This is a genomic window from Microbacterium sp. RURRCA19A, assembly GCF_900156455.1.
GTDB lineage: Bacteria > Actinomycetota > Actinomycetes > Actinomycetales > Microbacteriaceae > Microbacterium.
Genome location: NZ_FTNQ01000002.1, coordinates 683,733 through 698,809, shown reverse-complemented (window position 1 = coordinate 698,809; position 15,077 = coordinate 683,733). Strand labels below are relative to the sequence as shown.

Sequence of the window (15,077 nt, the reverse complement as noted above, 5' to 3'; positions counted from 1 at the left end):
GCCCTCCGGCGGGTTCGGGTACGGCAGGCTCGGGAACCGGTGGCATGCCCACGAGCGTGGCTCCTTCCGGGTCAGAAGAGCAACAAACGCCGCCTCACCAAATGGTGACGCGCTGGTCTTCGTCGAGCCACAGGGCGTCCCCCTCGGTGACGTCGAACGCCGAATAGAACGCGTCGATGTTCCGCACGATCTGGTTGCAGCGGAACTCGTTCGGCGAATGCGGATCGATCGTGAGGAGCCGGATGGTCTCGGCATCCCGCCCCTTCTGCTGCCAGATCTGCGCCCAGCTGAGCAGAAGCCTCTGGATGCCGCTGTACCCGTCGACCACGGGACCGTCCGCCGGCTCGTCCTCACCGAGCGACAGCCGGTAGGCGCGGAGCGCGATGCCCAGGCCTCCGAGGTCGCCGATGTTCTCGCCGATCGTGAGCGCGCCGTTGACGTGGTGCTCTTCGCTCAGCCCCTCGGGGACGAGCGCCTCGTACTGGGCGATGAGCGCTTTGGTGCGCTCCTCGAACGCCGAGCGGTCGGCATCCGTCCACCAGTCGCGCAGCGACCCGTCGCCGTCGAAGCGGCTGCCCTGGTCGTCGAACCCGTGGCCGATCTCGTGGCCGATGACCGCACCGATCCCGCCGTAGTTGGCGGCGGCGTCGCGGTCGGCGTCGAAGAACGGGTACTGCAGGATCGCCGCGGGGAACACGATCTCGTTCATCAGCGGGTTGTAGTACGCGTTGACGGTCTGCGGCGTCATGTACCACTCGTCGCGGTCGATCGGCTGGCCGACCTTCGCCAACTGCCTGTCGTGCTCCCACACATGGGCACGGCGGACGTTCCCGACGAGGTCGGCGGCGTCGATCTCGAGGTCGGAGTAGTCCTTCCAGCGCACCGGGTAGCCGATCTTCGGGGTGAAGGCGTCGAGCTTGGCGAGGGCGCGCTCCCGGGTCTCGGGCGTCATCCACTCCAGCGCCGTGATCGACTCGCGGTACGCCTCGATCAGGTTCTTCACCAGGACGTCCATGGCATCCTTCGCCGCGGGCGGGAAGTGCCGCTCCACGTACACCTTGCCGACGGCTTCGCCCAGCGCCGCCTCGACGAGGCCCACGCCGCGCTTCCACCGCTCGCGGTTCACCGGCACACCCGTGAGCTGCGTGCCGTAGAACGCGAAGTTCTCGGCCACGAACTCCTCCGACAGGAACGCCGCGGCGGAGTGCACGACAGCGAACCGCAGCCACGCCTTCCAGTCCTCGAGTCGGTCCTCGACCAGGAGCGAGCCGAGGGACTCCACGAAGCTCGGCTGGTAGACGACGACCTCGGCGAAAGCGTCCTCGTGGCCCGGGGCGACACCCGCACGCCACGGGGCGAGGTCGAGGCCGGCGAGGCCGACCATCTCGTCCCACGTGCGAAGGTTGTAGGTCTTCACGGCGTCGCGGCTGTCCTCGCGCGACCAGTGGTGCGTCGCGAGCTCGGTCTCGAGGGCGAAGACACGATCGGCGGATGCCGCCGGCTCGGCGATCCCGGCCAGCTCGAACATGCGCTCGATGTGCGCGCGGTACGCGGTGCGCGTGTCGGCGAAGTTGTCGAGCCGGTAGTAGCTCTCGTCGGGGAGCGACAGACCACCCTGGTACACCACCGGGACGTAGCGCGTGGGGTCGCCCGGGTCGGGCTCGACGAAGAGGGTCAGGAGGCCGCTGAGGCCGTCGCGCTCGAGCTCTCCGACGAGGTGCAGGAATCCGGGCACGTCGGTCACGGCATCGACGCGGGCGAGCTGGTCGGCCAGCGGCGCCGCCCCCGCCTCCTCGATGCGCGCGGTGTCCAGGAAGCTCGCGAACAGGTCGCCGATCTTGCGGGCCTCGCTGCCCGGCTCGGCCTGCTGCGACTCCTCCACGATGGTGCGGACGTCCTTCTCGGCCTGCTCGGCGATGAGATGGAAGCTGCCCCATCGGGCTTTGTCGTCGGGGATCTCGGTGCGCTCCAACCAGCGGCCGTTCACGTGACGGAACAGGTCGTCCTGGGGGCGGATCTCGTCGCTCAGTTCTTCGAGCGCGAGACCGGAGCGGGGGGTCTCGGTCATGCAGAACAGGATAAGTCCCCCGGCTCCACGCGGGCTCGGTGGGCACTCGGATGCCACGGCCTCCGGCCCGTGTCGGCGGCCGGCCGTAGGCTCGAACGGTGACCACCCCCGCGCCGGCGACACTGAACCGCGCGATCGTGCGACTGGCCGTCCCGGCGCTGGGCGCGCTGATCGCCGAGCCGCTGTTCCTCATCGTCGACGGCGCCATGGTGGGACACCTCGGCGTGGCTCCGCTCGCGGGGCTGGGGATCGCGAGCGCGGTCCTGCAGACGGTGGTCGGACTGATGGTGTTCCTCGCGTACGCGACCACGCCCGCGGTCGCCCGACGCTACGGCGCGGGCGAGCTGGGTCGCGCGGTGTCGGTCGGCATCGACGGCATGTGGTTCGCACTGACCATCGGGGCCGTGCTCGCCGCCGCCGGCGTCCTCGCCACCCCGGCACTCGTCGACGTGTTCGGCGCGGCGCCCGACGTCGCCGAGAACGCCCGCGTGTACCTGTCGATCTCGATGTGGGGCCTTCCCGCGATGCTGGTCGTGTTCGCCGCGACCGGGCTGCTGCGCGGAATGCAGGACACCGTGACCCCGCTGTGGATCGCCGGACTCGGCTTCGGCGCCAACGCGCTGCTGAACCTCCTGTTCATCTACGGCTTCGGCTGGGGGATCGCGGGCTCCGCGATCGGCACCGTCGTCGCGCAGTGGGGCATGGTGGGCGCCTACGTGGTCATCGCCACGCGCCTGGCCCGCACGCACGCGGCGTCGCTGCGCCCCGAGCCCGGCGGCCTCCGCGGCACGGCACGCTCCGGTGGTTGGCTGTTCCTGCGCACGCTGAGCCTGCGCGCGGCGTTCCTGGCGACCGTGGCGGTCGCCACGGGCCTCGGGTCGGCCGAACTCGCGGGATGGCAGATCGCCTTCACGATCTTCTCGACCGCCGCCTTCGCGCTCGACGCCCTCGCGATCGCGGCGCAGGCGCTCGTCGGCAAGTCGCTCGGCTCGGGCGACGTCACGGGGGCGCGGCACGTGCTCTCACGAACGGTCGCCTGGGGCCTGTGGTTCGGAGTCGTGGTCGGGGCGCTCGTGGCTGCGGCATCCGGGGTGCTCGGTCTCGTGTTCACAGGGGATGCCGCCATCGCCGCCCTCATCCAGCCGGCGCTCCTCGTGCTCGCCGTCGCGCAACCGCTGGCGTCGTTCGTCTTCGTGCTCGACGGGGTGCTCATCGGCGCGGGCGACGCACGCTATCTCGCGATCGCGGGACTGCTCAACCTCATCCCCTACGTTCCCGCGCTGGTGCTCGTGGCCCTGTTCGCCGGCGGCGGCGCGGCGGGCCTGGCCTGGCTCGCGGTGGCGTTCTTCGGGGTCTACATGCTGGCCCGGGCGGCCACCCTCGGGCTCCGTGTCCGCGGAAAGGCGTGGATGACCGCGGGCGCGTGAGATGCCCACGCGACTCCCAGGAGTCGCGCGTACCGTGCCGCCATGAGGTCGAACCCCCCGGCCCTCGCGGCCCTCCCCGCTCTGTTCTTCCCGGCGCTGTTCCTGCTCGCGGCGTGCACGGCGACCGATGCGGCGTCGCCCGCGCCCTCCGCGTCCTCGGCCGCCCCCTCTGCGTCCAGCCCGTCGCTCTCGCCCTCCGCGCCCTCCCCCGGCACGGCGCTGCCGAGCGATCCCGCGACGCTCGAGCAGTGGGCGGCGACGGCCCTGCCCGAGAACGGCCTCGGCGGCAGCACGGCCGTCGCCCGCGGGAGTGGCGAGGTCGGGCCGACCGGCGCGAGCGCGGCCCTCCAGCCCGTCGGCGGATCGTGGGACGTCGTCGTCGCGTGCGAGAGCACCACGGGCGCCCCCCTCACGGTCGCGATCGACGGCGACACCGGCACGACGACCGACGTCGCGTGCGGCATCCCCGGCGAGTCCGGTGCGTCACCGACCACGATCCGATGGGATGCCACGTCGGCGGCGACCCTCCGATTGGATTCGACCGAGGAGGCTGTGTTCGTTTACGAAGTGCATCCGCGCGCCGGCACGTGAAATCGACCCCAACCCGTGCATGTGACGGGTGACGTCCCTATCCTGGGTCGCATGCGGGGGCATCTGGGGGCAACACTGATCGTGGCCATTGCGCTGATCGTGGCCATGGCCATCTTCTGCGCGGGAGGCTTCTACTACGTCGAGTACCAGGTATGGGATTCCGCGACCTCGACGTACGTGTACCGGGGCCGGCCGTTCTCGGGCGCGGTGCTCGGAGTTTCGGTGGTGATCAGCGGCGTCGTGCTCTGCACCGCCGCACTGCTGCTGCGGCGGGCCGGTCGGGTCCACGGGAAGCCGGTTCTCGACGAATGCCCGAACCGCGCGCAGGCCGGTCGGCCGGCGGGTCTCACGCCCAGCGGCGACACCACTCGTACATGACCACGGCCGCGGCCGAGGATGCGTTGATCGACCGCGTCGAGCCGTACTGCGTGATCTCGACCACGCTCGTCGCCGCATCGAGAGCCTCGGGCGAGAGCCCCGGGCCTTCCTGACCGAAGAGCAGCACGCACGCCTCGGGCAGGTCGGCGCGGTCGACGGGCACCGAACCGTCGACGTTGTCGATCGCGAGGACGGGAAGCCCCTCCGCGCGCGCCCACTCCGTGAACGCGGCGACGTCCTCGTGGTGCCGCACGTGCTGGTACCGGTCCGTCACCATCGCGCCCCGGCGGTTCCAGCGCCGCTTGCCGATGATGTGCACCTCCGCCGCGAGGAAGGCGTTGGCGCTCCGGACGATCGATCCGATGTTGAGGTCGTGCTGCCAGTTCTCGATCGCCACGTGGAACGGATGCCGCCGGGCGTCGAGGTCGGCGACGATCGACTCCATCGTCCAGTAGCGGTAGGGGTCGACCACGTTGCGCCTGTCGCCCTCCGCGAGCAGTTCCCGGTCGTAGCGCGGATCGTCGGGCCACGCGTCGGGCCCGCCGGGCCAGGGCCCCACGCCGTGCAGCGGCGCGGGCGGCGCGTCGTCGGGTGCGGCATCCGCGGGCTCGGGGGTCGCGTCGCCGTGGGTCACGGCTCCAGGCTATCCGCCGGGCTGCGTCCGCCCGGTCGCGCCGAGGTGCAGGACGCGACGCCCCCACGCGCGCCGGACGCCTCCGCCGAACTCCGTCCGCGCTCGAGCAGTCGCTTTTTCGGGCACCCGAAATATCGCTAGGGTTTCGGCATGCCGAAAAATCCGGATGCCACGATCCCGCGCCGCGCACCCGGCCGCGCGACCTGGCTCCTGGGTCCGGCGATGGTCGCGGGAGTCGCCTACCTCGACCCCGGCAACGTGGCCAGCAACATGACGGCGGGAGCCGTGTTCGGGTACCTGCTCGTGTGGGTGGTGGTGCTGGGCAACGTGATGGCGTGGCTCATCCAATACCTGTCGGCGAAGCTCGGCATCGTGACGGGCGAGAGCCTGCCGCAGCTCCTCGGCCGCCGGATCCACCGCCCCTGGGCTCGCCGGGCGTACTGGTTGCAGGCCGAGCTCGTGGCGATGGCCACCGACGTCGCCGAGGTCATCGGCGGCGCCGTCGCGCTCGATCTGCTCTTCGGCATCCCTCTGCTGTGGGGTGGGGCGATCACCGGAGTCGTGTCGATCGCCCTGCTGATGGTGCAATCGCGCCGCGGCGCCCGCGCGTTCGAGACGGTCGTGATCGGCCTCCTGATCATCATCGCCGTCGGCTTCACCGCGGGACTCTTCTTCGCGCCCCCCGATCCTGCCGCCGTCGTCGGCGGGTTGGTGCCCCGGTTCGACGGGGCCACGTCGGTGCTCTTGGCGGCCTCGATCCTGGGCGCGACGATCATGCCGCACGCGATCTACGCGCACTCGGCGCTGAGCCGCGACCGGTTCGCCCCCGCCGGGCCGACCGGCGCGGCCGACCTGGAAGCGGCGCGAGGCGTGTCGACGCCGCGGCTGCTGCGCGCGACGCGGTGGGACGTGACCATCGCCCTCGCCGTCGCCGGCACCGTGAACCTCGCCATCCTGCTGCTCGCCGCCGCGAACCTCACGGGCGTCGAGGGCACCGACAGCCTCGAGGGCGCGTACGCGGCCCTGCGCGACGGACTCGGGCCGATCGTCGCGACGTTCTTCGCGGTCGGGCTGCTCGCGAGTGGGCTCGCCTCGACGTCCGTCGGCGCGTACGCCGGCGCCGAGATCATGCACGGACTGCTCCGCGTCCGGGTCCCGCTCCTCGCCCGTCGCCTCGTGACGCTGATCCCCGCCCTCCTGATCCTCGGGGCCGGCATCGACCCGACGCTCGCCCTCGTCCTCAGCCAGGTCGTCCTGTCGTTCGGCATCCCGTTCGCCCTCATCCCGCTGGTGGCGCTCACCGCCCGCCGAGAGGTGCTCGGCGAGTACCGCAACCGCACGCTCACGACGGTGGCCGGCGTCGCGGCGTCGGTGTTCCTCGTCGCGCTGAACGCCGTGCTCCTGTGGCTGGTGTTCGGCGGCGGTTAGGCTGAGGGCGTGGAATCGCCCGTGGCCGACGACTATCTCAAGGCCATCTACCACCACACCGAGTGGCAGGACGACCCGATCACGCCCTCGCAGCTCGCCGGAGTGCTGGGCCTGGCCCCGTCCAGCGTCACCGAGATGGTGAAGAAGCTGGCCGCGCAGGGGTTGGTCAGTCATCGGCCCTATGGCCCCGTCTCGCTCACGGCCGCCGGCGAACGGCGTGCGGCGTCCGTCATCCGCCGCCACCGCCTGATCGAGACCTGGCTCGTCCGCGAGTTCCGCTACTCGTGGGACGAGGTGCACGACGAGGCCGAGGTGCTCGAGCACTCGCTCAGCGACCGCCTGCTCGAGGGCATCGACGATCGGCTCGGGCGCCCGCGGTTCGACCCGCACGGGGATGCGATCCCGGATGCCACCGGCGCGGTGCACCGCGAGCCCTTCGTGCTGCTGCAGGACGCGGCATCCGGTCACTCGGGGCGCGTGCTGCGCGTGAGCGACCGCGACCCCGAGCTGCTCCGGGCGCTCGTGGAACGCCGGATCGACGTGGGCCACGAACTCGAGGTCGTCTCGGGCGACGTCGTCCGCGCCGACGGCGTCGAGGTCGCCCTGCCCGAAGGCGCCGGCGCGTCGGTCTGGCTCACGCGCTGAGTCCGCTCGCGCGCTCCGCACCGCTCTTCTCCCTCGCGCGGCGGTGACCGCCGTTACGCTGACCCCACCGGCTCCCACCGAGCCCCCAGGGAGGCATCCATGACCAGCACCACCGCGGCCCGCCGCCCCCTCCCCGTCACCGTGGCGGTGGCGCTCGTGTACGTCGGCGGTTTCGCGAACACCGCGCTCGGCATCCTCGTCCTGCTGGCCCGCTACCAGGTGGATGCCGATGACGTGCTGCCCGTGTCGCTCGTCGGCGCGGCGACCATCCTGCTGGGCCTGCTCACGGTCGCCGGAGGCTCGTCGCTCGCTCGCGGCAGCCGGCTGGCGCGGAACCTGTTGACCGCGTACCTGTCGCTGCTCGTCGTTCTGCAGGCTCTCGCACTCGCCCTCACCGAGCTCGACCCGACGATCATCGCCGCCCTGCTGGCGGCGGTGGCGGTGCTCGCCGCGGTGTGGATCCCGCCGGCGGCGCGACGTTACTTCCGCCGCGCGACGCCCTCCGCGGGCGCCCCGTCGCCGACGCTCTGACCCGACGCTCCGGCAGTGGCGGCCGGCATCCCGAGCATCCGCCGCACGAAGCGTCGATGGGCGAACCGCACCACCTCGATCGCTCCGACGGCGACGATGACCACCCCGGTGACGAGCCACGCGCCGTCTTCGCCCGGATCCTGCAGCTGGAAGAACTGCCCGAGCGGCGGGATCGTGAAGATCGCGGTGAGCGCGATGAACATCGCTCCGATGACGAGCACCTTCACCCGGGTCACGGGCCGCGAGAGCACCGTGAGCACCCAGATCGCCACGATCGCGAGGATGATCGTCGCTCCGGTCCGCAGCTGCTCGACGCTCAGCCCCAGCGCCATCGCGGCGCGCGTGTAGAGCGTCAGCGCGACGGCGATCACCAGGCCCGCCGGGATCGCGAAGCTCAGCGACCGACGCAGGAACCCCGGCACGTAGCGCTGCGTGTTCGGCAGCAGGGCGAGGAAGAAGGCCGGGATGCCGATGGTCAAGCCGTCGGTGATCGAGAGCTGACGGGGCAGGAACGGGAACTCCATCACCAGGGCGCCGAAGAGAACGGCGAGACCCGTGGCGTAGACGGTCTTGGTGAGGAAGAGCATCGAGACCCGCTCGATGTTGGCGATCACCTGGCGCCCCTCGGCGACGACCGACGGGAGGTGAGAGAAGCGTCCGTCGAGCAGGACCAGGCGAGCCACCGCCTTGGTCGCGGCGGCGCCCGAGTTCATCGCGATGCCGATGTCGGCGGTCTTGATCGCCAGCGCGTCGTTGACGCCGTCGCCGGTCATGGCGACGACGTGTCCGCGCGCCTGCAGGGCCGACACCATGCGCCGCTTCTGGTCGGGCGTGACGCGTCCGAAGACCGTGTGCTCCTCCAGGATGCGTCCGAGCTCGACGTCGTCGTCGGGGAGAGCGCGCGCGTCGTACCCTTCGTCGACCTCCAGGCCGACCTCGCGGGCGATCGCGGCGACCGTGCGAGGGTTGTCGCCCGAGATCACCCGCACGGCGACGCCCTGTTCACGGAAGTAGGCGAGCGCCTCGGCGGCGTCGGGGCGCACCGCTTCGACGAAGGTGAGGACCGCCACCGGCGTGGCGCCCGCGGGGAGACGTTCCGCAGCGACGTCGGCGTCGTCGAGCGCGTCCGCGGCGTGGGCGAGCACCAACGTGCGCCGCCCCGAGGAGGCGAGCCGGGTCACGGCCGCACCGAGCTCGCTCGCGGCATCCGCGGCCGTATCGCCGAACACCATCTCGGGCGCCCCGAGCACCCAGGTTCCGGCGGCGGCCCCCGCGAACGACACGGCGCTCCACTTGCGGGCCGACGAGAAGGGGATCCTCTGCGTCACCGTCAGCGGCACCGCGACCGCGAAGGGTTCGCGAAGGCACTGCGCGGTGGCGTTGGCGTCGTCGGCCGCGCCGTACCAGGCGAGCACGTCGCGCCAGCCGTCGGCCGGCTGCATCTCGAGAGCGGCGTCGAAGCGGATCTCGCCCGCCGTGAGCGTGCCCGTCTTGTCGAGGCAGATGATGTCGACCCGCGCGAGGCCCTCGACCGCGGGCAATTCGTTGACCAGCACCTTCTTGCCCGCCAGACGCGCGGCCCCGACGGCGAACGCGATGGAGGTCATGAGCACGAAGCCGAGCGGGATCATCGCGGTCAGCGCCGCGATCGTGTTGACCACGGCCTGCGACCACGTGCCCTGCTGCCACGCCTGCACCCAGCCGCCGGCGACCATCATCTGCGCGTTCAGCACGAGCAGCCCGATGGGCCCGATCCCCCAGCCGACCCATCGGAGGACGCGGTCGATCGACGTCCGCAGCTCGCTCGAGACGAGCTGGAACCGTTTGGCCTCGGACGCGAACGCGTTGGCGTACGACTCGGCACCGACGCGCGTGACGCGCGCCGTGCCCTCACCGGCCACGACGATCGACCCCGACAGCGCCTCATCGCCCGGCCGCTTGTCGACGGCATCCGACTCGCCCGTCAGCATCGACTCGTCGATCTGCAGGGCGCGCGTCTCCACGACGACGGCGTCGGCGGGAACCTGGTCGCCCGCGCGGACGACGAGCAGGTCGTCGCGGACCACCTCGGCCGGGGCGATCTCCGCGTCGACGCCGTCGCGGCGCACCCGCGCGCGCGGCGCGTTCAGCAGGGCGAGTCGGTCGAGGGCGGCCTTTGCGCGGAACTCCTGCACGCAGCCGATCACGGCGTTAGAGAGCGCCGCGACGCCGAAGAGCGCGTCCTGCCAGCGACCGAGCAGGAGCAGCACGAGGAAGCACGCGCCCACGATCCCGTTGAACAGCGTGAAGACATTGGCCCGGACGATGTTCCACGCGGAGCGGCTGGTGTCGGCGACGAAGGCGTTCGTCTGACCGGCCGCGACCCGCTCGGCGACCCCGGCCGCGGTCAGCCCGCGGTCATCGGCCAGGGTCTCGGCGACGGTGGGGGGCTCCATGCGATCACTGTAGAGGCACGTCCCGACATCGCGGCGACGGATTCAAGATGCCGTGCGGCGCACCCGCTCGAACGGCCACCGGACGTGCGTCGCGGTCTCGCACGCCCGCCACAGGTCGGCGCTGAGGGAGCCGTCACGCGTCAGCCGCGCGGGGGTCGCCCGACGCGGGGCACCGCGCACGACCTGCGCCGGTCCGTACATCGAGCCGCCCTCGGCGAGCGGATCGACCAGCGCGCGCACCAGCGCCCACGCCCCCTCGTCCTTGCTCTGCGTGAACGCGGCCTGCAGGTTGTCGACGAAGCGCGTGAGGCGCGTGGGTTCGTTCACGCCCCGGATGCCACGGGTCCGGCCGCTCGTGGAGTATCCCGGGTGGGCGACCAGGCTCTCGACCGGCACGCTGTGCGCCTTCAGCCGCCGGTCGGCCTCGAGCGCGAGCATCGTCGTCGCCGCTTTGGACTGCACGTACGCGCGCCACGGCGTGTATCCGTCGACGAGCTCGGGGTCGGTGGGGACGTGCTTCCAGAGCGAGGTGGACATGCTGCCGACCCACACCATCCGGCCGCGCGCGGTGGCCAGCGGGGTCAGCAGTTCTCCCGCGAGCGCGAAATGTCCGAGCACGTTCGTGGCGAAGACCTTCTCGTGTCCGCCCGACAACTCGCGGGTCTTGGGCGGGTGCACGATGCCGGCGTTCATCAGCAGCCCGTCGAGACGGCCCCGCGCCCGGACCGTCGCCGCGGCGGCGCGCACCGACCCGAGATTGCTCGTGTCGAGCAAGAGCGTCTCGATGGAGGCATCCGGGTGCGTCCGGCGCACCGCCTCTTTCGCGAGCATGAGCCGATTGGGGTTCCGGCCGGTCAGCAGCACGTGCGCGCCCGCGCCGGCCAGCTGCTCGCACGCGAAGTAGCCGAGTCCGCGGGTCGCCCCGGTGACGAGGTACGCGCGGCCCGTGAGGTCGGGAAGGTTCCGGGGGTCCCACTCGTCGCGTGCCACCCTTCGACCCTAACGATCTCTCTCGACGCCGTCACGGGTGCATTCCGGATGCGGAATACCGATCTCGTGAACTTTTTCGCTCGGTCGTGTGACGAATGGCCTGGTCGATGCGTCTGAGGAGTGAGCACACCGGCTCCGCCGCGGCCATCACCCGGCGCGACGACGTCATTCCAGGGAAGGAACCGATCATGGGTCTCGACGACAAGATCAAGAACGCCGCTCAGGACATCGTGGGCAAGGCGAAGGAAGCCATCGGCAACGCCACCGACAACGACAAGCTCGCCGCCGAGGGCAAGGCCGACCAGGTCAAGGCCGACGCGAAGAAGGCCGGCGAGAACGTCAAGGACGCCTTCAAGTAAATCGCCGCGTTCAAACGGGCCGCCGACCTCGCGTCGGCGGCCCGAGCTTTTGCCCCACGGTCGTGTCGGACCCCGGAGATAGGCTGATCGCATGCGAACCCGTGGCGACGTGGAGTGCTGGCTGACCGACATGGACGGCGTGCTCGTCCACGAGAACACCCCGATCCCCGGTGCGTCCGAACTGCTCGCGCAGTGGCGCGCCGAAGGCACCCCGTTCCTGGTGCTGACCAACAACTCGATCTTCACTCCGCGCGACCTGAGCGCACGGCTGCGGTCATCGGGTCTCGTGGTGCCCGAGTCCTCGATCTGGACCTCGGCGCTGGCCACGGCCGACTTCCTGCGCTCGCAGATGCCCGGCGGCTCCGCCTTCGTCATCGGCGAGGCGGGACTCACCACGGCGCTGCACGAGGCCGGTTTCATCATGACCGAGACCCACCCCGACTACGTGGTGGTCGGCGAGACGCGCAACTACTCGTTCGAGGCGATCACGAAGGCCATCCGCTTCATCCGCGACGGCGCCCGTTTCATCGCCACGAACCCGGATGCCACGGGCCCCTCGACCGAGGGGGTGCTCCCCGCGACGGGGGCGATCGCCGCGCTGATCACGAAGGCGACCGGCAAAGAGCCGTACATCGTCGGCAAGCCGAACCCCATGATGTTCCGTTCGGCGCTCAACCGGATCGGCGCGCACTCCGAGAACACCGGCATGATCGGCGACCGGATGGACACCGACATCGTGGCCGGCATCGAGGCGGGGCTGCACACCGTCCTGGTGATGACGGGCATCAGCGACCAGAGCGAGATCGAGAAGTACCCGTTCCGCCCCGACGAGATCCTGGCATCCGTCGCCGACCTGGTTCGCGACGAGCCGGTCGAGTCCGACCTCGCCGACGGCGAAGAGGGCCTGGCCGAAGGCCTGTGACGTGGGCGCGCTCGACGACGGGGTGAAGGTCACGGCGCTCGACGCCGCCGAGTGGGGCCGCTGGCTCGAAGAGAACCACACCGTGTCGAAGGGCGCGTGGCTGCTGCGCGGCCGGGGCGCCCACGCGGGGCGCTACGTCGAGTACGAAGAGGCGATCTGCGAGGCGCTGTGCTTCGGGTGGATCGACGGCCCCGTGCGGGTGTTCGACGAGCTGAGCTCGGGGCTGTGGTTCGCTCCCCGCCGCGCGACCAGCGGGTGGGCGGCGACGAACAAGGCCCGCATCGCCCGGCTCGAGGCCGAGGGGAGCCTGCGACCGGCCGGACTCCGCGCGCTGGAGGTCGCGCGCGCGAACGGCGCGTGGGAGATCCTCGACGGGCCCGAGGCGGGCATCGAGCCGCCCGAGTTGACGGCCGCTCTCGACGCCGTGCCCGCGGCCCGGGCGAACTGGGACGCGTTCCCGCCCTCGGCCCGCAAGTTCGGGCTCACGCAGATCGCGATGGCCGTCCGGCCGCAGACCCGTGCCACGCGGATCGCCAAGATCGTGGCCGACGCCGCCGCGGGTACACGCCCCGCCTGACCAGGAGATCCCATGGACGACCGCACGCTCTGGCTGCTCACCGCTTTCCTGATCACCGCGGGCACGTTGGTCGCGTTCCTCGTGCAGTGGCGGCGGTCGCGTCGCGGGGACCATCGCGATCCGTTCGACGGTCCGGGCGACGGCACCGACTGATCCGCGCGGCCGGCGCGTGGCATCCGGTTCGGGAACAGGCCATCGTTCGGTAACAGGACGGTCCGTGCCGAGACGGTCCTGTGCTCGGCGAATCGCCTGTTCTCGCGCGCGTCGACGGATTACTGCGGCTGCAGGCCCAGGTCGTCGAGGTCGATGGATGCCAGCCACTGCAGGCCCTCGGCCTCGATCGCGGCCTGCGCGCCGGTCTTGCGGTCGACGATGACGGCGACGGCGACAACCTCGGCGCCCTCGCGGCGCAGCGCTTCGACGGCCTTGAGAGCCGACTGGCCGGTCGTGGAGGTGTCCTCGACCACGACGACGCGCTTGCCCTTGACGTCGGCGCCCTCGATTTGACGGCCGCGGCCGTGGTCCTTGGGCTCCTTGCGCACGACGAACGCGTCGAGCGGGTGACCCGCGTGCACCGACTCGTGCATCACGGCGTTGGCGATCGGGTCGGCGCCGAGCGTGAGCCCACCGACGGCGACGACACCGTCGAGGTCCTTCACGAGGTCGAGCACGAGACGGCCGATCGCGGGGGCGGCACGGTGGTCGAGCGTGAGCTTGCGCATGTCGACGTAGTAGGTCGCCTTCTTGCCGCTGGAGAGCGTGAAGTCGCCGTGGAACACCGCCTCGGCGTTGATGAGGCCGATGAGGGCCTGGCGGTCGGCTTCGAGCTCGGGCGTGGAGGCGGCAGTCACGGCGTCGAGTCTATTGCGCCGCGGTTCGCGGCATCCGTCCCGCGGAGTTCGTGACCGACACACCGGGCACGAACGGCCACCGACGGCGTGTCGTCCGCCGGCTCCGCAGGACGGTACGCGCGACCAGGGACGCGGCCCGGAGGCCGCGTCATCCGTCCCGCGGAGTACCTCCGCGACACGCGGCACCGACGCGGACGAGAACGGCGTGTCGCCGACGAACTCCGCGCGGCTGACACGGCCGACCGCCCGGCGATGTCGCCGCCCGAAAGTAGGCTGGATGCCATGCGCCTGGCCACCTGGAACGTCAACTCCGTCCGCGCCCGCGTCGCCCGCACCGTCGAGTTCGCCGTGCGCGAGCACATCGACGTTCTGGCGATGCAGGAGATCAAGTGCAAGACGGAGCAGTTCCCGTACGCGGCGTTCGAGGAGGCCGGGTACCACGTGGTCGCGCACGGGCTGAACCAGTGGAACGGTGTCGCGATCGCGAGCCGTGAGCCGATCGAGGACGTCGAGATCGGGTTCCCCGGGATGCCCGGGTTCGAGAAGGGCAAAGAAGGCCCCGACCTGCCGAAAGAGGCGCGCGCGATCGGCGCCACGATCGACGGCGTGCGCGTGTGGAGCCTGTACGTGCCGAACGGCCGCGGTCTCGACGATCCGCACTACCGTTACAAGCTCGACTGGCTCGAGGCCCTCCGCCGCCACACCGAGGACACCCTCGCGGCGAACCCCGGTCTCCCGCTGGCCCTGACCGGCGACTTCAACATCGCCCCCACGGATGCCGACAACGGCGACCCCACCGTGATCGAGGGCGTGACCACGCACGTCTCGCCGCCCGAGCGCGCCGCGTTCGCCGCCTTCGAGTCCGCGGGACTCACCGACGTGGTGCGTCCGCTCATCCCCACCGGCTACACCTACTGGGACTACAAGCAGCTGCGTTTCCCCCGCAACGAGGGGCTGCGCATCGACTTCATCCTCGGCTCGACGGCGTTCGCCGACGCCGTGCAGGGCGCCGAGATCCACCGCAACGAGCGCAAGGGCGAGGTGCCCAGCGATCACGTGCCCGTCGTCGCCGACCTCGACTTCTCGCACGGTGAGGACGACGACGATCTGCCGATGATCTTCGGCTGACGGCATCCGGCGATCTTTTTTCGCCCCTCTGTCGATTCCGCCCGTCGCCGTTCGACGCGATAGTAGGGGCAGGCATCCGCTCCCCCGGAACCCACGGCAGCGAGGAAGAGAAG

Annotated in this window: 16 protein-coding genes; 11 read left to right on the top strand and 5 right to left on the bottom strand. The window is 71.2% G+C overall.

Going from position 1 to position 15,077, the window contains the following annotated elements:
* Positions 1 to 94: 94 nt before the first annotated feature.
* The gene (locus BW982_RS11225) at positions 95 to 2,068 is read right to left on the bottom strand and encodes a M13 family metallopeptidase (protein WP_076493204.1); all 1,974 of its coding nucleotides are present in this window, start codon (positions 2,066 to 2,068) and stop codon (positions 95 to 97) included.
* A 98-nt stretch (positions 2,069 to 2,166) separates the two neighbouring features.
* Between BW982_RS11225 and BW982_RS11220 the strand changes: the two genes are divergently transcribed.
* From BW982_RS11220 to BW982_RS11210, 3 genes are read left to right on the top strand one after another with little or no spacing between them, the layout of a single operon-like run.
* Complete coding sequence (locus BW982_RS11220; RefSeq protein WP_076493202.1) at positions 2,167 to 3,495, top strand: MATE family efflux transporter; 1,329 nt, start codon at positions 2,167 to 2,169, stop codon at positions 3,493 to 3,495.
* A 42-nt stretch (positions 3,496 to 3,537) separates the two neighbouring features.
* Entirely contained in the window at positions 3,538 to 4,086 is a 549-nt protein-coding gene (locus BW982_RS11215) for a hypothetical protein (RefSeq protein WP_076493201.1), read from the top strand.
* A gap of 51 nt (positions 4,087 to 4,137) precedes the next feature.
* The gene (locus tag BW982_RS11210) at positions 4,138 to 4,464 is read left to right on the top strand and encodes a hypothetical protein (protein ID WP_139327417.1); all 327 of its coding nucleotides are present in this window, start codon (positions 4,138 to 4,140) and stop codon (positions 4,462 to 4,464) included.
* Here the strand turns inward: BW982_RS11210 and BW982_RS11205 are convergent.
* Positions 4,433 to 5,032: a TrmH family RNA methyltransferase gene (locus BW982_RS11205; protein ID WP_076493707.1), complete on the bottom strand. Its 600-nt coding sequence runs from the start codon at positions 5,030 to 5,032 to the stop codon at positions 4,433 to 4,435. The genes BW982_RS11210 and BW982_RS11205 overlap by 32 nt on opposite strands.
* A gap of 216 nt (positions 5,033 to 5,248) precedes the next feature.
* Between BW982_RS11205 and BW982_RS11200 the strand changes: the two genes are divergently transcribed.
* The 3 genes from BW982_RS11200 to BW982_RS11190 all read left to right on the top strand — a co-directional run bounded on the left by BW982_RS11200 (position 5,249) and on the right by BW982_RS11190 (position 7,702).
* On the top strand, positions 5,249 to 6,526 hold the full coding sequence (locus BW982_RS11200) for an Nramp family divalent metal transporter (protein WP_076493199.1): 1,278 nt from the start codon (positions 5,249 to 5,251) through the stop codon (positions 6,524 to 6,526).
* 9 nt (positions 6,527 to 6,535) lie between these two features.
* Positions 6,536 to 7,171: a metal-dependent transcriptional regulator gene (locus BW982_RS11195; protein WP_076493198.1), complete on the top strand. Its 636-nt coding sequence runs from the start codon at positions 6,536 to 6,538 to the stop codon at positions 7,169 to 7,171.
* Between the two features lie 99 nt (positions 7,172 to 7,270).
* Positions 7,271 to 7,702, top strand: a complete 432-nt coding sequence (locus BW982_RS11190; RefSeq protein ID WP_076493196.1) for a hypothetical protein — start codon at positions 7,271 to 7,273, stop codon at positions 7,700 to 7,702.
* Here BW982_RS11190 and BW982_RS11185 read toward each other — a convergent pair.
* On the bottom strand, positions 7,651 to 10,137 hold the full coding sequence (locus BW982_RS11185; protein WP_083696649.1) for an HAD-IC family P-type ATPase: 2,487 nt from the start codon (positions 10,135 to 10,137) through the stop codon (positions 7,651 to 7,653). The two genes, BW982_RS11190 and BW982_RS11185, sit on opposite strands and share 52 nt — an antisense overlap.
* A 42-nt stretch (positions 10,138 to 10,179) precedes the next feature.
* Complete coding sequence (locus BW982_RS11180; protein ID WP_076493195.1) at positions 10,180 to 11,127, bottom strand: SDR family NAD(P)-dependent oxidoreductase; 948 nt, start codon at positions 11,125 to 11,127, stop codon at positions 10,180 to 10,182.
* Positions 11,128 to 11,315: 188 nt separating this feature from the next.
* Here BW982_RS11180 and BW982_RS11175 point away from each other — a divergent pair, with 188 nt between their 5' ends.
* From BW982_RS11175 to BW982_RS18255, 4 genes are all read left to right on the top strand, one after another.
* Positions 11,316 to 11,486 carry a CsbD family protein gene (locus BW982_RS11175; RefSeq protein WP_076493705.1) on the top strand — a complete coding sequence of 57 codons (171 nt, stop codon included), beginning with the start codon at positions 11,316 to 11,318 and terminating at the stop codon, positions 11,484 to 11,486.
* Positions 11,487 to 11,577: 91 nt separating this feature from the next.
* The gene (locus BW982_RS11170) at positions 11,578 to 12,408 is read left to right on the top strand and encodes an HAD-IIA family hydrolase (protein ID WP_076493194.1); all 831 of its coding nucleotides are present in this window, start codon (positions 11,578 to 11,580) and stop codon (positions 12,406 to 12,408) included.
* Between the two features lies 1 nt (position 12,409).
* On the top strand, positions 12,410 to 12,985 hold the full coding sequence (locus BW982_RS11165; RefSeq protein ID WP_076493193.1) for a YdeI/OmpD-associated family protein: 576 nt from the start codon (positions 12,410 to 12,412) through the stop codon (positions 12,983 to 12,985).
* Positions 12,986 to 12,997: 12 nt separating this feature from the next.
* Entirely contained in the window at positions 12,998 to 13,138 is a 141-nt protein-coding gene (locus BW982_RS18255) for a hypothetical protein (protein ID WP_175611090.1), read from the top strand.
* A 119-nt stretch (positions 13,139 to 13,257) separates the two neighbouring features.
* Here BW982_RS18255 and pyrE read toward each other — a convergent pair whose 3' ends face one another.
* Positions 13,258 to 13,836 (bottom strand): orotate phosphoribosyltransferase, encoded by a 579-nt coding sequence (gene pyrE / locus BW982_RS11160; RefSeq protein WP_076493192.1) that lies wholly within the window; start codon positions 13,834 to 13,836, stop codon positions 13,258 to 13,260.
* Positions 13,837 to 14,118: 282 nt separating this feature from the next.
* Here pyrE and BW982_RS11155 point away from each other — a divergent pair, with 282 nt between their 5' ends.
* Positions 14,119 to 14,964, top strand: a complete 846-nt coding sequence (locus BW982_RS11155) for an exodeoxyribonuclease III (protein WP_076493190.1) — start codon at positions 14,119 to 14,121, stop codon at positions 14,962 to 14,964.
* Positions 14,965 to 15,077: the final 113 nt, after the last annotated feature.

Coding starts and splice junctions, on each gene's coding strand:
- BW982_RS11190 (WP_076493196.1), top strand. CDS start 7,271: ATGACCAGCACCACCGCGGCCCGCCGCCCCCTCCCCGTCACCGTGGCG.
- BW982_RS11185 (WP_083696649.1), bottom strand. CDS start 10,137: ATGGAGCCCCCCACCGTCGCCGAGACCCTGGCCGATGACCGCGGGCTG.
- BW982_RS11200 (WP_076493199.1), top strand. CDS start 5,249: ATGCCGAAAAATCCGGATGCCACGATCCCGCGCCGCGCACCCGGCCGC.
- BW982_RS18255 (WP_175611090.1), top strand. CDS start 12,998: ATGGACGACCGCACGCTCTGGCTGCTCACCGCTTTCCTGATCACCGCG.
- BW982_RS11215 (WP_076493201.1), top strand. CDS start 3,538: ATGAGGTCGAACCCCCCGGCCCTCGCGGCCCTCCCCGCTCTGTTCTTC.
- BW982_RS11175 (WP_076493705.1), top strand. CDS start 11,316: ATGGGTCTCGACGACAAGATCAAGAACGCCGCTCAGGACATCGTGGGC.
- BW982_RS11155 (WP_076493190.1), top strand. CDS start 14,119: ATGCGCCTGGCCACCTGGAACGTCAACTCCGTCCGCGCCCGCGTCGCC.
- BW982_RS11170 (WP_076493194.1), top strand. CDS start 11,578: ATGCGAACCCGTGGCGACGTGGAGTGCTGGCTGACCGACATGGACGGC.
- BW982_RS11225 (WP_076493204.1), bottom strand. CDS start 2,068: ATGACCGAGACCCCCCGCTCCGGTCTCGCGCTCGAAGAACTGAGCGAC.
- BW982_RS11210 (WP_139327417.1), top strand. CDS start 4,138: ATGCGGGGGCATCTGGGGGCAACACTGATCGTGGCCATTGCGCTGATC.